Annotated in this window: 11 protein-coding genes; 3 read left to right on the forward strand and 8 right to left on the reverse strand. The window is 39.1% G+C overall.

Annotation, left to right across the window (positions count from 1 at the left end):
• Positions 1-102 precede the first annotated feature (102 nt).
• The 3 genes from MHH61_RS06395 to tagD form a co-directional block, all read right to left on the reverse strand.
• On the reverse strand, positions 103-2370 hold the full coding sequence (locus MHH61_RS06395) for a CDP-glycerol glycerophosphotransferase family protein (protein ID WP_125585929.1): 2268 nt from the start codon (positions 2368-2370) through the stop codon (positions 103-105).
• A 48-nt stretch (positions 2371-2418) separates the two neighbouring features.
• A complete protein-coding gene (locus MHH61_RS06400) occupies positions 2419-3885 on the reverse strand; it encodes an alpha-glucosyltransferase N-terminal domain-containing protein (RefSeq protein ID WP_125585927.1) in 1467 nt (488 codons plus the stop codon).
• A 97-nt stretch (positions 3886-3982) separates the two neighbouring features.
• Positions 3983-4372 carry a glycerol-3-phosphate cytidylyltransferase gene (gene tagD / locus MHH61_RS06405; RefSeq protein WP_008343212.1) on the reverse strand — a complete coding sequence of 130 codons (390 nt, stop codon included), beginning with the start codon at positions 4370-4372 and terminating at the stop codon, positions 3983-3985.
• 359 nt (positions 4373-4731) lie between these two features.
• Between tagD and MHH61_RS06410 the strand changes: the two genes are divergently transcribed.
• Positions 4732-5502 (forward strand): WecB/TagA/CpsF family glycosyltransferase, encoded by a 771-nt coding sequence (locus MHH61_RS06410; RefSeq protein WP_024426277.1) that lies wholly within the window; start codon positions 4732-4734, stop codon positions 5500-5502.
• A gap of 11 nt (positions 5503-5513) precedes the next feature.
• Positions 5514-6704: a CDP-glycerol glycerophosphotransferase family protein gene (locus MHH61_RS06415; protein ID WP_125585925.1), complete on the forward strand. Its 1191-nt coding sequence runs from the start codon at positions 5514-5516 to the stop codon at positions 6702-6704.
• 17 nt (positions 6705-6721) lie between these two features.
• Here MHH61_RS06415 and MHH61_RS06420 read toward each other — a convergent pair whose 3' ends face one another.
• The gene (locus MHH61_RS06420) at positions 6722-9352 is read right to left on the reverse strand and encodes a glucosaminidase domain-containing protein (RefSeq protein ID WP_335374377.1); all 2631 of its coding nucleotides are present in this window, start codon (positions 9350-9352) and stop codon (positions 6722-6724) included.
• Positions 9353-9675: 323 nt separating this feature from the next.
• Between MHH61_RS06420 and MHH61_RS06425 the strand changes: the two genes are divergently transcribed.
• Complete coding sequence (locus MHH61_RS06425; protein ID WP_125585921.1) at positions 9676-13287, forward strand: CDP-glycerol glycerophosphotransferase family protein; 3612 nt, start codon at positions 9676-9678, stop codon at positions 13285-13287.
• Between the two features lie 65 nt (positions 13288-13352).
• On the opposite strand, the gene manA is transcribed toward MHH61_RS06425, so the two are convergent.
• The 4 genes from manA to MHH61_RS06445 all read right to left on the reverse strand — a co-directional run bounded on the left by manA (position 13353) and on the right by MHH61_RS06445 (position 17562).
• Complete coding sequence (gene manA, locus MHH61_RS06430) at positions 13353-14303, reverse strand: mannose-6-phosphate isomerase, class I (protein WP_034624580.1); 951 nt, start codon at positions 14301-14303, stop codon at positions 13353-13355.
• A gap of 147 nt (positions 14304-14450) precedes the next feature.
• Positions 14451-15272, reverse strand: coding sequence for a carbohydrate ABC transporter permease (locus MHH61_RS06435; protein ID WP_024426281.1), 822 nt, complete (start codon positions 15270-15272; stop codon positions 14451-14453).
• Entirely contained in the window at positions 15269-16240 is a 972-nt protein-coding gene (locus MHH61_RS06440) for a carbohydrate ABC transporter permease (RefSeq protein ID WP_034624582.1), read from the reverse strand. Before MHH61_RS06440 ends, MHH61_RS06435 begins: the two co-directional genes overlap by 4 nt.
• 56 nt (positions 16241-16296) lie before the next feature.
• Complete coding sequence (locus MHH61_RS06445; RefSeq protein ID WP_101676531.1) at positions 16297-17562, reverse strand: ABC transporter substrate-binding protein; 1266 nt, start codon at positions 17560-17562, stop codon at positions 16297-16299.
• Between the last annotated feature and the right edge of the window lie 75 nt (positions 17563-17637).

Below are 17637 nucleotides of genomic sequence, written 5' to 3' on the forward strand. Positions count from 1 at the left end.
AAAATGGGTTCAAGGTTGGTGTTTCACTCAAAGAAAAAAGCATAAATCAGTCAAAATACACAAAAAACGTGTATAAAGTGATTTATGCCTTCAATATCATATTTAATAATTAAAAACAGTGTCCACAACCCGCTTCGACGACTCCCCGCTCTCTAAGTAGCAGAATTTCTCATAAAACGGTGCGAATGATTCTGGTAGTGTAAAGGTCGGCTGTTCTGTTTCTCTCACCCAGTCAATGACACTTGCTGTCTCTTTCACAAGTGGTCCAGGTGCTTCTTGTTCAAAGTCGAAGTAGAAGCCTCTGAGCTTGTCACGATATGTTTCAATGTCTGGCACATAGAACAGCATCGGACGTTTGAGGTTTGCATAATCAAAGAACACAGATGAGTAATCTGTGATGAGCAGATCTGAAATCATATAAAGGTCTCTAATGTCTTCGTAATGAGAGAAGTCATAGGCAAAGCCTTCATACGGCCCTAAATCAAAGTTTTCAGCAACTAGATAGTGCATACGCAGAATGATGATATATTCATCTCCGATTGCAGCTCTGAGTTCATGCAGATCAAGGTCTAAATCAAATTTGTACTGCCCTTTTTTATAAAATTGATCGTCTCTCCATGTCGGTGCGTATAAGATCAATTTTTTATCGAGCGGCAGGTTCATTTTTTGTTTCAGTGCTCTCATCGTTTCTTCATTGTTTTGATTGTGAAGGAAGTCATTTCTCGGATATCCTGACTCAATCATGGTCTTTTGGAATTGGAACGCACGTGTAAAGATTTCAGTCGAGTAGGCATTAGGAGAAATGAGATAATCCCAATTCGATGCTTCTTTTGTGAAATTCTTTTTGTATTTCTTCGTGTTTGTTCCAGGCATATGCACCTCGTCCATGTCCATTGCCAGCCGTTTTAACGGCGTACCGTGCCAAGTCTGCAAGTATGTTGTGTGATCTGGCTTTGGAACCCATAGCGGCAAACGGCTGTTTACGACCCAATACTCGGCTCTTGCCATCGCAAAGATCCATTTTAATGACAGACGATTGATATAGTAGATACCTTTTTCCTTAAACGGTGCTTCATGACCCTTTTTAACGCTCCAGATCAGCGTATATTCAGGGTGATGTTCTTTCATATACTCATAAATCCCACGCGGGTTACAACTGAATTGTTTTCCGTTAAAACTTTCAAAAACAACCGTTTTCTTTTTCACAGACAGCTTACTCGCCAGTTTAAAGGTCGTTTTAAACGTTCTTGTCACAAGACGGTTACGGACTTTTTTGATTTTACTGATCTTCTTTTTGAATTTCTTCCACTTACTTTTGACGTAATACTTGGCACGTGTTTTCATTGTGTAATCATTAACACGGATGCCAAGCGTTTGTCTTTTTTTCTTTCGGTACACTTCATATCGAATCGGTACATCGTTTTGTTTATGAATTTGAACAAGTCCTTTGAGTTTGTTCGAGCGGTCTCCAAGCACTAAAGAAGTGGTTGTTAATGTTTCCTCTACGCCGTTTACATCGCAGATAAATTCAAGGTAGAAGCGATATACAAAGCGTTTGTTTAATGAATAGGTCAATTCCTCTAAAGGGACTTCTGCTAAAAATTGATAAAGCTGTGGTACATGTTGATCATCACGGTATTCGATCACTTCGTCTTTTATATGGGTGATATTAACCGGAAAGCGATGTTCAATTGGTTCTTCACCATTTTTCTTCAATAAAAGCTTTGCTTCTTTGATCTCATACGGATGTTCTGCACTTAATACACCTGCATACCCGGATAAAGATAACATACACCCTTTGTTGAGCTCGATATGATTGAATTTCACAACCTTTAGCTCACGCTTGATTTTCAAAGAAGCATTCCCTTTGTCTGTACGGTATGGAATGATACACAGCATGGCGTCTTTATTTTCTAAAAAGGTCAGCTCAGGCTTTTCTATTTCCATTTTTAAACGGCGTTTATAGTTTGACGTTTTCTCTTCAGATTCAATATCTGTATTGATATCCGCTTCTTTTACTTCTTCTTCCTCTTCTTCGGAATCAGAATCATAAGCTGAGTCCTCAAGCTCGTCCTCATCCTCTTCTTTGTTTGTGCTTAAATAGTCCGTGACATACAAGTTATATGTCTGGCCTTGCTCTAACGCAAGCGGCAGTGATGCTTCATTCAATACCAATTTGAATAGATTCTCTTCTTGATGAACAAGCGGAAGGAAAAGTTCTTGTTTCGAAACTCTCTCCCTCATAAACAAATAAAATTCTCTATCTGTTAATGGCATGTCATCGTATATGCGAATCAGCATTTCTAGTTTCTCATGATGATTTTTTAACCCTTCAACGACACTCTTCTTATGAATTCCCTCTTCAATCATTAATCGTTAATCTCCTCTGTTCAGAAATCTTACCGTTATGTTATATCACTATTTCACTTTCCAAGAATAGTTGCCTTGTTTCGTTTGATATGACCATCCATCGATGGACGATGGTTTATTCGTAAGCAGCTCACCTTCTATTTCTAGTCGCTGCAAAACCTCTTGAAGTTCTTCTGTTTTAAAACGAATGTAAAAATCCACAAATTTCGTTTGGTTGATTTCAATGTTTTTCTTTGTTTGAAAATGGCCGATTGGGAAGCTGACTTGATGGTTCTCATCGATTGTTTGAGAGATGATTTCAGCTCCATTCACTCGATCATATCCTGCGAAATCAATTTGCACATGATCCGCTTGACTCATTTCATCTTTTAACTCGAGTTGAAGGTGAAGAACATGATGCTCAGAGCTTAGATCACGCAAGACCCATTTCATACTGTCAACGATCCCTCTCAGTTCATCTTTATGCTCACGATTTTCGAGCATATGATGAATGGCCGTATTCCAAACAGTCTCTTCGTCAGAAGGAACAAGATAAAAATAGGCTTGTTCTCCCAATAGTTTTTCGATATCTTCTTTATGTTTAGTATCCCCAAAAAAGACAGCATCCACTTGCTGTTTTCTTATTTGTTTAAATAATTCTCCATATTGAGAATTGACTTGATGCAGATCTTCCTCATAATGTGCGTGATGCACAAATGCAGCGTAATAGGTTGTTTCAGGCTGATCGATTTTAAACAGGTGGCGGTCTTGATCCCGGTCTTCTGTAATCATCAGTTTCAAACGGTCATTTTGTGATTGAATGCTGGATAGCCATAATTGTTTAATATCCGTCTTCTTTGTAAATGTTTGAATCCCTGTTTTTTTATACCAATTAATATGCCGGACTGGATTCTTTTTTGCATCACCAGGATAGATGAGCTCCATATAAATACTGCCATCTTCATTGATTAATTCCTCTAAGTATAGTGCACCTGTATGGGGAACAAAGCTTTGTACTCTGCATAAAAAGCCCTGCCAATTGTATTCTTCCCTCTTCACCAGTTGCTGCTCTTCATTATATTGATCAATATAACAAATGGGGGAAGCAGGCAATTCATATCTCGTCACTTGAATCGTGGATTCATCTGCTGGAATCACTGCTTCATTGATCGAATGCAATGATTCACCAACAATAAATTCCGAGTAACGTCTTTTACTACCACTTTCCGGTAGAATATAGTGTTCATATACATTCAATATGTCAACCTCAGGAGAAAAGAACTCTCCCATGCGATGAATACGTTCTTTCACATTTGCATCATAATTTAAAGTTAAAATTGCAGTACGTTTATGTTGATCAGCCAAAGGCTTAATCCTTGTCTTTAAAGACTTCGTTAAGCTCTCATCCTGTTTTGGCACATCACCCATAATAAAGTAGTAGTCCATATCAGGCACGTCCATTGATGCCATTGTTTCATGTTGTTCAGGTTGATCCAATGTGTCTTCAACTTTTTTCTTCATCCAATTTTGAAACAAAGGAAGCTCTCCTTCATAATATTGATGGCTTACTCATTGTATTTTACATGAAAAAGTACTTCTCACCAAAAGATAAGAAGTACTTTTTTTCGATCTATTAAAGTCCTGCAATTTCTTCCTTAATTTGTGTTGTCGAGATGCCTTCTGTTCTTTTCAAGTATACGACTTCGCAATGTTCTTTTAAGAAATCGAATTTACCTTCCCAGTCATCTCCCATGACAAACACATCAATATCGTGCTCTTGCACGTCACGGACTTTTTGATCCCAGCTGTTTTCTGGAATGACTTCGTCTACATAACGAATGGTTTCAAGAATCAGCTTTCTATGCTCGTAGCTGTGATAAGCTTTTTTTGATTTTTGTAAATTAAACTCGTCTGTAGAGATGGCCACCACTAAGTAATCTCCGAGCTGCTTTGCACGTTCTAGCAGCTTAATGTGCCCCCAGTGTAATAAATCAAATGTACCGTAAGTAATAACTTTCTTCATTGTAAACATAAACTCCTTTCTTCAATCCTTATTCGACTGCACTCGTGCAGTAATTTATCCGTAATCCTGTGATATTCGATTCGCTCTTCGGAACCTCATTATATCACAGCGCCCACCAAACGTTAAGCAGATGTAAAGACAAACTATTTCCAATTTATTGGGCACAGGAGGAAAAGTCCGAAGAATCAATGTTTCACAAAGGATTGTCCAGATGAAATGATGAAAATGTCATGAAATTTAAAGGTTTGTAAAGTTATTGTTAATATTTCATGGAGCATCTGTGATAAAATGATGAGTAGGTGAAGAATGAATTTACAATGAACGTTCATAGATAACAAGTTAAAAAGGAGGTCTAAACAATGCAAACAGAAGTGGTCTCTAACCTTTCTTATGTAAACGGCGACTTAGATGAATTTATCAGCTATATGAACCAGCATCATATTTCTCAGAGAAGAGGCGCCATGATTGCGACTGTCAATCCAGAGATAGGCTATGCCGTCATGAAGGATCATGCGTACCATCAAGTTGTCTCATCTGCGGATTATGTACTGCCGGATGGTGTAGGCGTCGTATTGATGTCTCGTATGACCCAAAGTCCGCTTAAGTCAAGAATTGCTGGCTTTGATGTCTTCATGTCTATGCTTGATCTAGCAAACAAGCAGTCTAAAAGAATCTTTTTATATGGTGCGAAAAAAGAAGTGCTTGAGGCTGTGAAACAGCGAATTGATACGGAATATCCAAATGTGGTCCTTGCAGGAAGCTGTGACGGCTATCAAGCCGATAAACGTTTCGTTGCGAAGCAAATCGCGCGCTCGAAACCTGATATGGTGTTCGTTGCTTTAGGTTATCCAAACCAGGAGAACTTTATTTATGAATACCGCCATTTATTCCCGCAGGCTGTTTGCATCGGTTTAGGCGGAAGCTTTGATGTATTTAGCGGAACGGTGAAGCGTGCACCACGCTGGATGATTAAGACAAATACAGAATGGCTGTACAGATTGATTGTGAATCCATGGAGATGGAAACGAATGCTCAATATTCCTAAGTACGCTTTTGCCGTCTTAAAGGAAAGCAAAGGAAAAAAACGTTACTATCCTGAGCAGGTAAAGGATCAGACGAAGCAGCTGTGAGAGACTGATAAATGATGAATATACGCTCAATGATGATTTCATGTTACGCAGCTTTTATTTCTTTCATTGGATGGCTGATGAGCGGCGTGAAGCCGCGTGAAAACCAGGTGACGCTGCTTGTTTCATTCCAAGAGAATGCGGCTGCTCTCATTCATACTTATCAACAACAGGCGAACATGACAATGAAGCTTACTGTCCTCTATACGAAGCATGCTTCTGCGATAGAAAAGGACGAGCCTCATTTGTCATTTCGCTATTTTCATGAAAAAAATCCTCTCCATCTCATTCAATGTATATATACGATGTTTAAAAGCAAGGTTGTCGTGACGGATAATTACTTTCTCATGACGAGTGTGCTCAGAAAACGGCCTTCTACCACCTGTATTCAAGTATGGCATGCCAATGGGGCTTTGAAAAAGTTCGGGCTTGAAGATGCTTCAAATTCTGAACGAAGTCCCCGTGACATCGAACGCTTCAAACGTGTCTATGCGTCTTTCGATTACATTGTGACAGGCTCAGATCACATGCGTGAGATTTTCAAGACCTCGTTTGGGGTCAACGATGAACGCTTTTTACCAACTGGTGTACCACTGACGGATATGTACTATGAACAGCACCAGCCTTCCTTGAAGCTAAATGATATCCCAAAAGGGAAAAAGATCCTGCTCTATACACCGACCTATCGAGACTTTGCAATGGACGGTCTTGTGCTGCCTTTTTCAAAAGAGCAGTTGCAAACTGAGATGAATGGCGATTACATTCTGCTCGTCAAGCTTCATCCTGCGGTCAAACATTTAGCGAAAGCAGAAACAGACGGTGAATGGATATTTGATGTGTCCGATCAGCCGCTCTATCCATTGCTTTGTGCTTGTGATGTCCTGGTGACAGATTATTCGTCCATTGTGTTTGAATATGCACTGCTCGAAAAGCCTGTGTTGTTCTTCACTTATGACTTAGACACTTATCGAGAGAAACGCGGCTTAGTCGATCGGTATGAAGATATCATTCCTGGTAAGGCTTGCGTCACTCAAGACATGCTTTTGCAGGAGCTTTTACACCTAAACGGATCAACCAATAAAGAACGAATCAAAACCTTTGCTGAGGAATGGAACCAATATTCAAAGGGACAATCCAGTCAGCAGCTCCTCTCATTTATTGAACAGCAGCTGCTCCTACACAAAAAACGTCCGGCTTCTCATTAGGAAGCACGGACGTTTTTTTATTTGTTATATACCGGGATATCATAATACAGCGTATAGTCATCAAGCAGGTTATACAAACTATACATGCGAGTGACTTGCTTAGAAGCCCAGCCAATATCTGTTGCATATTGATGAGTCGCTGTAGCCGACCAGCGCATTTTATAAATTGTATCTTGCTTGTATGTGGCATTATTGATATAGCTGTTGCCAATGAATTTTGCTCCGCCAATAATGGCAGCCTCTGGCGTGAACCATTGTTGTTCATACGCATACTTTGCACCTAGATAATTCGGATTGCTGTCATATGCGCCAATGCCATACATGTTATAAACTTTCTTTTCATTATACATTGTACCATTCGCTAAAATGGAACTTCCGTTACCCGTTTCAAGCAACGCATGAGAAATAAGATAAATTTCGTTGATATGATACGTTTTTGCTGCTGTAATAAAGGCTTGTCCTTTACCCGCAAGAATCCCTTTTCCTGCTAAAATCTTTGAATTGACCTCTGCTGGATTGAGATTCGCAGCTTCAGAGAGTTTCAGAAATTGAAAATAAGATTGCGTGCCTTCGGCAATATTAGCTGGATCTACATATTTTTGCACCTCTGCTGCACTTGCATTTCTCCAGCCGAGGTTGATCCTGATCCAGTTCCCTTCTTTCCCAAGCTGTTTCACTTTTGCTCCTTTATTGAGCTGTGCCACAATGTTGCTTGCAGAGCTCGAATCAGGTGTAGAACGGACATTTAAGCCATCCGTATTCACTGTCGATGTGGCTTGGTCTACATATGCTGCATAGACATAGGCCGCACCATCTGTCTGTGGTGACACCTTCATTTGTTTGTTGACCATCTCATTGACAGTAAGGTTGTAGTTCGTTTGCATGACCATTGGGCCATTTTTAATTTTTACGGCTGTGGCGGTCCAGCCATATTGGCTTTTCACAAAAGCAATGGCTTCATTTACAGTTGGTAATCCTGTAAATTGCTGCGTAATGTTGATTTTGTAAGTTGGTTTCGTTGTTGTTGTATACACAGCGGTTTCATTCCGTTTTTTGAAAAATGCCATGCCTTGGTCACGAAGTGCAGCTGTTGAGATGACACCTGTTTTGATCTGATATTGAGCATAATCGGCTGCGCCTGTTTTTTGAGCAGCGGCCTTCATTTTTTGTTTCGTCAAATAGCTGAGTGCTTGATTCAGTTTTGTCTGATTCACTGTCGGCTCTGTCGTGATACGGTATTGCTTGACCGCTTCTGTCAGCGTTTTTGTACTGCTGGCAATACCATTTTTCTTGATGATCTCTTGAGCCTGCTTCACTTTAGTTTGTTCATATACAGGTGTTGTCTTAAGACTATATGTTTTGCTGACAGCCTGTCCCTTGCTTGTCTTGATGCTGCTTGTCAGCTTCTGCGTTTTTAAGTAGGCGGCACCTTTATTCACTTTCGCTTGGTCCACTGCTTGATTGACGACGAGTCGATATGTGCTGTCTGATACCTTGCCAGTTTTTTTCGTTGTCGCAGATACTTTTTTCTTTTGGAAGAAAGCCGCTGCTTTTTTCGCCTCTTCATCTCCTAAAAGGTTTCCCGTCACGACTTGATATGGCTGTGTAGAAGAAATCTTTTTGGACGTGTAGCGCCATTTCTTTTTCTTGAAAAAGGCTACCGTTTTGGCGTAAGCTGTATCGTTCAGTTGATTGAGCTTCACGATATAATTTTTTGTTTTTCCCACTCGCTGGACAGCACCTGCAGCACCGGTTTGTTTCTTAATCTGAGCTGCAGCTGAAGCTGCTTGTTTGTTGTCTTTAAAATAGCCTGATTCCAAGCTGTAGACATTTTTTAAGGCACCAGCCTTTTGAATCTTCCCGCTGATCTTTGCTTCTTTTTGCAGCTGGGTAAGGAGCGTCTGTGCTTTCGACTGATTCGCTTGTGCAGCGGATGTGACGATGTAATACGGCTTACCTGCTGTCACCGTTTGAAGGACTGGTTTTAAACCAGATGCCTTTTGAAAGCCTTGCAGAATGGTATTCGCCTTACTTTGTCCAATAATACCGCTTGAAATCAGCTGATACACAGTGCCAGCTTTCGTTTCGGTTTGGTATGTACTGGTGACGCCTGCCTGCTTTTGCAGTTCAGTTTGAATATTTTTCACTTTCGTTTCAGAATCAATGGTTCCTGATATGACCTGATAAGAAGGTTTGCTTTGATTGATGACTTCATAGGAGCTATTGAGCCCTGATGTTTTCGTTAGTTCAAGTGAGAGCTTTTTCGCCTGACTTTCATCATTGACTGGGTCAGATACCACCTTTTGTAAAGGAAGGCGGTCACCTACTGGAGACACCGTACCGCTCATGCCCACTTCTTTTTTTAATGCAGCTGCACTTGCATTCGCTGCTGCTTGCGAATCATATCCTGAAGCAGTGAGCTGATAGGTCGACGTATTTCCTGAGGTTTGATAAGTGGCTGTCCATTTTTTGTCTTTCTTCAGTGTTTCCACTGCTTTTTTCACTTCTGCTTCTGTTGTAAATACCTTTGAGGTGTTCATCGTATAAATGGATTGATCGACATAGGAGGCTGCTTGCGCTTCTTTACCCGTGTGTAATGTCATACCAAAGGCAGCTGCGAGTAACATAATCTTGATGGTTTTTTTCATGTTCCCTGTCCCTCTCTTAACTTTGCATAATAGTTTACTAATCTCTTTATCGACAGAATCACCTAATTATTTTAACAACAAAAGACTCATTATATTTATATCTATCTATGAAAAATGACATATTCAGGATGTTTTTCACCTAAATATCATTTCATCATCTTAAATTTCCATTAAAGATTTAGTATCATATTAATTTCTCTTTAAAGATATGGTATCATATAGCATCATTTGTATTTTTTTATCGAAATTTTTAAATTCACTTGTCTGTATATTACAACAAATTTTTGACTTTTTAAAAAGGAAGATTAAAAGGAGTCACAACCATGAATAAGAAGATCCTAAAACGGAACAAAAAGATTTTAAAAAGGAAAATAAACTTTCTCAAAGACCCTTTAAGGAATTTTATTAAAGATAAAAGACACCAAAGGAATAACCTATATGCATATTATTATCAACATCTTGATGTTGTTGATAAAACCGTACTTTATGAATCTAGAGATGGAAAAAGCATGACTGATAGTCCTTTAGCCATTTTTGAATATTTGCTTCATCAGCCTAATTTTAAAGACTATACTCACATTTGGTCTATTGAAGACTTTGAAACATTAAAACCAATTTTAAATAAGTATAGAGATGACAAAAACGTGATTTTTGTCAAAAGAAATTCTAAAGACTATTTGAAATATTTAGCCACTGCAAAATATTTAATCAATAACTCTACTTTCCAACCATTTTTTATATGTAAAGAAGAGCAAGTCTATATTAATACGTGGCATGGTACACCATTAAAGTATATGGGCTTTGATATTCCAGGAAATCCCGCACATTCTCAGAACGTATTAAGAAATTTTTTAAGCTCAGACTATCTTATTAGCCCAAATGAACATACAACAAGTATGTTCTTAAATAGCTATAAGCTAAAACACATTTTTTCAGGGAAAATAATAGAAGAAGGATATCCAAGAATTGATCTAACATTAAATACTGATCCTCTCGCATTTAAAAAAAATCTTCAATCTTTTGGAGTTAGCCTATCTTTAGAGAAAAAAACTATTGTATATGCACCGACATGGAAAGGGACGAATGTTGGTAAGGTTAAAAATAATTTAACTCAGATCACTTCTGACCTGAATTACTTACAAGAACGATGCGGTCAAGAATATAATATTCTTCTTAAGCTTCATCCATTTCTTTATCACCAAGCAAGTCGATCAACGGAATTACAAGGCCGGCTTATACCGGATTTTATTGATACAAATGTGCTTTTAAGTGCGACCGATTTATTGATCACTGACTATTCGAGTATATTCTTTGATTTTTTAGTTACAAATAAACCAGTCCTATTTTATATGTGGGACGCAGATGAATATAACGAAGAACGGGGAATGTATTTTAATCTTGAAGACCTTCCAGGACCTCGTGTCTATAATATAAGAGATCTGGCAGAATCAATTGGTCGAATAAAGGAAATAAGTTTAGAATTCAAAACCAAGTATGAGCAGTTTAAACATGACTTCACAAAGTACGACGATGGTAAAGTGACTGAAAGAGTAGTTGAGGCTATCTTCAATAATGAGACTGAAACCGTTCGCTGCATCAATACTCATAATAAAGTGAAAGAAAAGATATTGATATATCCAGGAGGTATGAAAAATAATGGTATTACTTCCTCTTTCATTAACTTAACTCAAAATATTGATTATGATAAATATGATGTGAGTTGTTATATGAGTACACCAAACTCAAAAGAAGTATTAAATAATATTGCAAAAGTCAATAAAAATGTCAGATTTATCTTCAAGCCGGGCTTACCTGTATATACTCTGCAAGAAGTTTATAAAGATAAATTAATTCATAATCGCGGAGCAAAAGGGAAACTAGAAAAAAGACTCTATCCACAAGAAGCTTATTCCAGAGAATTCAAGCGCCTATTCGGAAAATCCACTTTTGATCATGTGATTGATTTTAGTGGCTATAGTTTATACTGGGCTAAATATCTCGTTTCTGCAGATGCGAAAACAAAAATATGTTTTATGCATAATGATCTTCTCTCAGATAGCGAAAGAACGATTAACGGTAAGAAACCTCATAGAATTAATCTGAGAGGTTTATTCACCATATATGATAAATTCGATAAGTTAGTGAGTGTCTCTAAAGGGACAATGGAGTTAAACAAACAGAATTTATCTCAATATGCAGAAGAAAGTAAATTTGATTATGTAATGAACTCCATTAACCCAGACAAAATTTTAGGAACAGAATTAACTTCTAGCGAAGAAGATAACAGCCCAATCATATCGAATAAACCTTTTAAATCCAGGGCGAAAATTTTAAGCAATAAACACGATAAAATACTCCCTACATTAGTTGAAAATAATTTTTCCACTTTTTCAGCTAAAGATTTTGAAAATAAAGTGGTCATGATTACAAGACAAGCTGTAACAAAACAAAACGAAGTTTTATATAAATTCACTTATGAAGATCATGTGGTGGGATGGTTAAATAAAGAAGCGTTTAAGATTCTACCAGATAGCATTATATGTGAAGAAGAAGTTCATAAACTAGCAGTGATTGCATCTCCTAAGCGCAATGATATTTGGACAAAACCCTATAAAACGAAGGGAATTAAAAAGGTTTCTTCTAGCCATCCATATAAGAATATTATGGTGGAAATAGATAGAGAAGCTAGAACTGAGCGCTCCGTCTATAGCAGATTTTATATTAATAAACAATTAATAGGATGGATAGATTCCTCAGCACTAAAAATACTGAAAAATTACGAAGTTAATAGTGATCTCCCTAAAGATAAACAAGCATTGATCGAAAAAGAAAAGCACACATTATTAACTGAAAATTACCATAGACATGAAGAATTTATTCACTCTTTGAATAATAGAACACTTTTAGAAAGAAATTTAAACAAGAAAATGAAGATTGTTCATACAGAAAATCATAAAGTATGGTCTAAAGCATATCCAAATTTCGGTTATGCTGAAGTCTGCAGCGCTGATCTCTATAAAGATGCGATTGTAACTGTAACCAAGAGCCATAAAACCAACACATCTACCTATTATCAATTTTCTTATGATGGAAAAGTGATTGGGTGGTTAAACGTAAAAGCATTTAAACAATTAGACCCTCAATCTATTTTAAATCGTAAAGAAGTGAGTTATTCTGCTTTGCTTCATTTAAATGAGTTTAAAATTTATAATAAAACAAATGAAAATACACGATTTCAAGTTGTGGAAGATTATTATCTATATAATCAAAAAGAAATTGATGTCACTGAAGAGGTCACCACACCTATATCAACATACTGTGCAATTGAGCTCAATAATGAAAAAATAGGCTGGGTAGATAAAAAAGCACTTGAAATTATCGAAATTCGCGGGTTCCAAATAGAAAATGAATTTGTCCCTTATCCATCAAAACATCACTATAATTTTGTTAATATGGGACGCTTATCACCAGAGAAAGGGCAAGATAATTTAATCACTGCGTTTAAGCATCATGTCGAAACAAACGCAAATAGCAGGCTATATATTCTCGGTGATGGTCCACTAAAGAATAACCTTCAAAAGTTAATAGACCAATTAGAATTGCAAAACCATGTGTTCTTAGTAGGCCAAGTTGAAAACCCATTTACCATCCTAAAAATGTGTGATTGCTTTGTTTTATCTTCCCATTATGAAGGGCAGCCAATGGTCCTTTTAGAAGCAATGACACTAGGTATGGATATTTTAGCAACAGATATCATTGCCAACAGAACTGTTTTAGAGAATGGTAAATACGGGGCTTTAGTCAATAATAGTATTGATGGACTTATAGAAGGTTTAAATAACTTTAGCTCTCAGACACACCCTTCTTATGCTTCATTCAATTATAAAGAGTATAATAAAAAAGCAATGGACACTTTCTATAAAGTTCTAAACTAACCTTTCTATATATGATGAAATAAAAAAGACTTTCAAGCTGTTTGTATGCTTGAAAGTCTTTTTATTTATATATGCGACACAATCAGTTCACAAGATCCTTCAATTGAGAAGCTTCCTGTTTCAGCCGGCAGAATAAAATGAGCGCCCTTTGGCAGTGGATATGTGTGTCCGTCATGCTCTAAAGACCCTTCTCCATGAATCACACTGCATAGCAAAAACGGATAATCCTGCGAAAGTTCTACTTTTTGATCAATTTCCCATTTATACACAGAGAAATATTCTGCTTCGACAAATGTACGAATGGTCACTCCCCGGCGTGTTTCAACTGATTCATCTGCATACCCGTCTACATGAGGAACTGTTGTGACATCAATCGCTTGCGCAAAATGAAGTTCACGTTCGTTGCCATCTTGGTCTTTTCGTTCATAATCATATACGCGATAGGTTGTATCTGAGCTTTGCTGCGTTTCAAGGACAAGCGTTCCTTCGCAAAGCGCATGGATGGTACCGCTTGGCACATAATAAAAATCACCAGGCTTAATCTTCACCCGCCGCAAAAGACCTTCCCAATCTCCGCTATTCATCATGGTGACAAGCTCAGTTCTTGTTCTTGCATTGTGCCCATAGATCATTTCTGCTCCTTCTTCGCAGTCAATGATATACCAGCACTCTGTTTTTCCAAGCTCGCCATTTTCATGTCTTTCCGCATAATCATCATCTGGATGAACTTGAACGGACAAGTCTTGGTTTGCATCTAATATTTTAGTTAACAGCGGGAAGCGGTCGCCTTCTATCCCCCCAAACAATTCTCTATGATTGTCCCAAAGTTCGATCAGCGTTTTCCCTTTATATGGACCGTCTTGCACGACACTTGGTCCGTTTGGATGAGCAGAAATTGCCCAGCATTCTCCCGTTTGATCAGAAGGAATATCATAGCCAAATTGATCCCTTAAGGCTGTACCTCCCCATATTCTCTCCTTCAATTCAGGCAGTAAAAAAATTGGTGACTGCTTCATTCAGAATGACTCCTCCCTTTGCTACCCTTTGATAATCCTTACCTAGCTTGATGAAAACTAGTAAGTCTCAACTTTTATTATGACGCTATCTAAAGAGAAGTCAATCCTTTCAGTACACCGAATGAAAACGATAACACAAAAAATATTTTACCCTTTGACAGAGCCAGCAAGAAGCCCTTTGACAAAGTATTTTCCAAGAAGAATATAGACGAGTAGTGTCGGCAGCGCAGCCAATATCGCCCCTGCCATTTGGACGTTCCATTGCACAATTTGACTGCCTGATAGATTTTGCAAGGCAACCATCACCGGCTGATGCTCCGCAGTGGTCATCGTGACCGCAAATAAGAATTCATTCCACACATTTGTGAACTGCCAAATGGCCACCACAACAAATCCTGTGATCGAAAGCGGAAGAATCATATGTCTGAAAATCCCGATAAACCCTGCACCATCCATTTTCGCCGATTCAATCATTTCATCTGGGATGCTCACATAGAAATTTCGAAACATGAGTGTTGTGATCGGAAGTCCGTATACGACATGGACAAGCACAAGCCCTGGAATTGAATTATACAATCCGACTTCACGCAAAAATTGAATAAGTGGAATTAGAATACTTTGATATGGAATAAACATCCCAAACAGCATCAGCGTAAAGACGACTTCTGATCCTTTGAAACGCCATTTTGATAATACATAGCCATTCATTGCACCTAATACAGCAGACAATAAAGTAGCGGGAATGACAAGATAAAGAGAATTCATTAAATTGGGCGCCAGCTTTTCAAACGCGATTTGATAGCTTGAAAAATCGATAGTAGATGGCAGCGACCACATTCGCTCAAGGGTGACTTCACCTAATGGCTTCAAGCTTGTGACGAGCATGACATAAACAGGCATCAGAAAAAAGAGACTGCACAAAATCAATAAAGCATAAAGAACTGGACGGACAAACCATCTGGCTGTCATGATGAAGCCCCCTTCCGGCTCGACAGGAGATATGGCACGATAAAGACCGCAACAGAGATCAGCATGACAACCGCAATGGCGGCACCGCCTGCATAATGGTTTCCTCTAAAGGTCATTTCAAACATATACACGCCCGGAACATCCGTGACAAAGTTCGCACCCGGCCCTGTCATCGAGTAAATCAAATCGAAGATCTTTAAAGAAATGTGAGCCATGATGATGACAACACTTGCAGTAATCGGTTTTAAAAGAGGGAAAATGATTTTCCAGTAAATCTGCCACTCCGTTGCGCCATCCATTCTAGCAGCCTCTCTTACTTCCTCTGGAATTCCTCGTAGCCCCGCCAAATACATCGCCAGAGAGAAGCCTGTCATTTGCCAAACAGCTGCAATCACAACAGCAATCATGGCCGCAGGTACACCAAACTCAATTTTCCCCCAGACAAATCCGGCCAATATGTTCGTATCCGTATACCACTTAGGCTGGATACCAAGCGTTTTCAAAAATAAATTCACCCCAGTTGACGGGTTTAAAATCCATTGCCATACGACTCCTGTGACAACGAAGGAAAGAGCCATCGGAAAGAAGAATAAATTCCGAAAAAGAGATTCCCCCTTGATCTTCTGGTCTAGTAAAATCGCAAGTGCGAGACCAGAGACAATGACCGCTCCAATAAAAAATAAAGTGAAAAAGACCGTGTTTCGAAGATCTGATTGAAAGCGGAAATCTTGAAACAGCATGACATAATTGCGAAGACCTGCGAAAGAGAAATCAGGAACAAGCGTGGTCCAGTTTGATAATGACACATATCCTGTCCAGCCAATAAAACCGTAAACAAAGATGAATAATAAAACCGCTGACGGGGCTAAAAAGAGCAGCGCCAGCAGCTGGTCTCCATTCCATTTTTTCCGCATACGTTTAACTTTGGGCACAGGTGTTTTTGTCATCGGCGATGTGTCTATGCGCATGAAACTGCACTCCTTTCTAAAAAAGAGGCGGTGCCTAGCCGCCGCCTCCTTCGTCTTTATTTCATTGCATCTTTTAATGATGAAACAAACTGACTGCTGTCTTTTTGTGTCACGAAGATATTGACGGCTTGATTCGCTTTTGTCACAAACCCTTCTTCAGCAGCTGAGCCATGAGCAAGAGACGGCGCCAGTTTTGACTCTTTAAATGCCTTCATCGCCGATTTTCCGTATTCATCATATTTTGATACATCTGCATCCACACGTGCTGGAATCGATCCTTTTAGCGGATTAAACGCATCCTGTCCTTCCACAGATCCTAAAACGGATAAGAATTTCTTCACGTTTTCTGGCTGTTTCACACCCTTTGGCAGTCCAAATGTATCGGTGATCACCATAAAGCTTCCTTCCGTTCCAGGAGTCGCCGCGTATCCAAAGTCTTGATTCACCTTCAAATCAAGATCATTCACAAAGTACCCCTTCGCCCAGTCGCCCATCACATTCATCGCCGCTTCTCCTTTTGCCACGAGCTGTGAGGCATCCTGCCAGTTACGTGAACTGTGATCGTCATTGACGTATTCGAGCATACGTCCAAAGATGTCTGCCGCTTCCTTCACTTTCGGGTCATCCATTTTCATGTCGCCAGCCCAAAGTTTTTGATAACCATCTGCACCTAATACACCCAGCAAAACACTTTCAAACAAATGAGTTGCTGCCCAAGGCTCCTTATCTCCAAGTGCAAGTGGTGTGATTCCTTTTTTCTTTAATGCATCTGCTGTTTTGAAAAATTCATCAAATGTCGTTGGCGGCTCTAAGCCTGCATCATCAAATACTTTCTTGTTATACCAAAGCACATTGCCCCTGTGAATGTTCACTGGCACGGAATAGATTTTCCCATCTTTGCTGACAAGGTCAATCAGTGATTCTGGAAATTTGTCTTTCCAGCCTTCTTTTTCATATAAATCATCCAGAGGCTCCATTTTGCCTGCCGCGACCCAGCTCTCATTCAGCTCCGCCCCGCCATGCACTTGAAACGTAGCAGGCGGATCATTTCCCTGCATACGGCTAGTCAGGACAGCCTTTGCATTCGTACCAGCACCACCTGCGACGGCTGCATTTTCAATTGGAATGTCTTTATTCTCCTCTTCAAACAATTGAATGAGTGCCTTTAGCCCGTCTTCCTCACCAGCTCCTGTCCACCAAGAGAAAATTTCGAGCTTTTCCGCTCCGCCTTCTTTTTTTGCCTCTGAGTTCGTCGATGAGCTGCAGGCAGTGACGATAAGCATACAGAGTGCCAGCAGTGTAAAGCCTAATTTGAACTTCATAATTGATCCCCCTATCCCCATTTTGTAAGCGTTATCAAAATAAGTATAATGGCAGATCCTTGCTTTTTTTCAGGC

It is taken from the genome of Bacillus sp. FSL K6-3154, assembly GCF_040869395.1.
Classification (GTDB): Bacteria; Bacillota; Bacilli; order Bacillales; family Bacillaceae; genus Bacillus; species Bacillus safensis.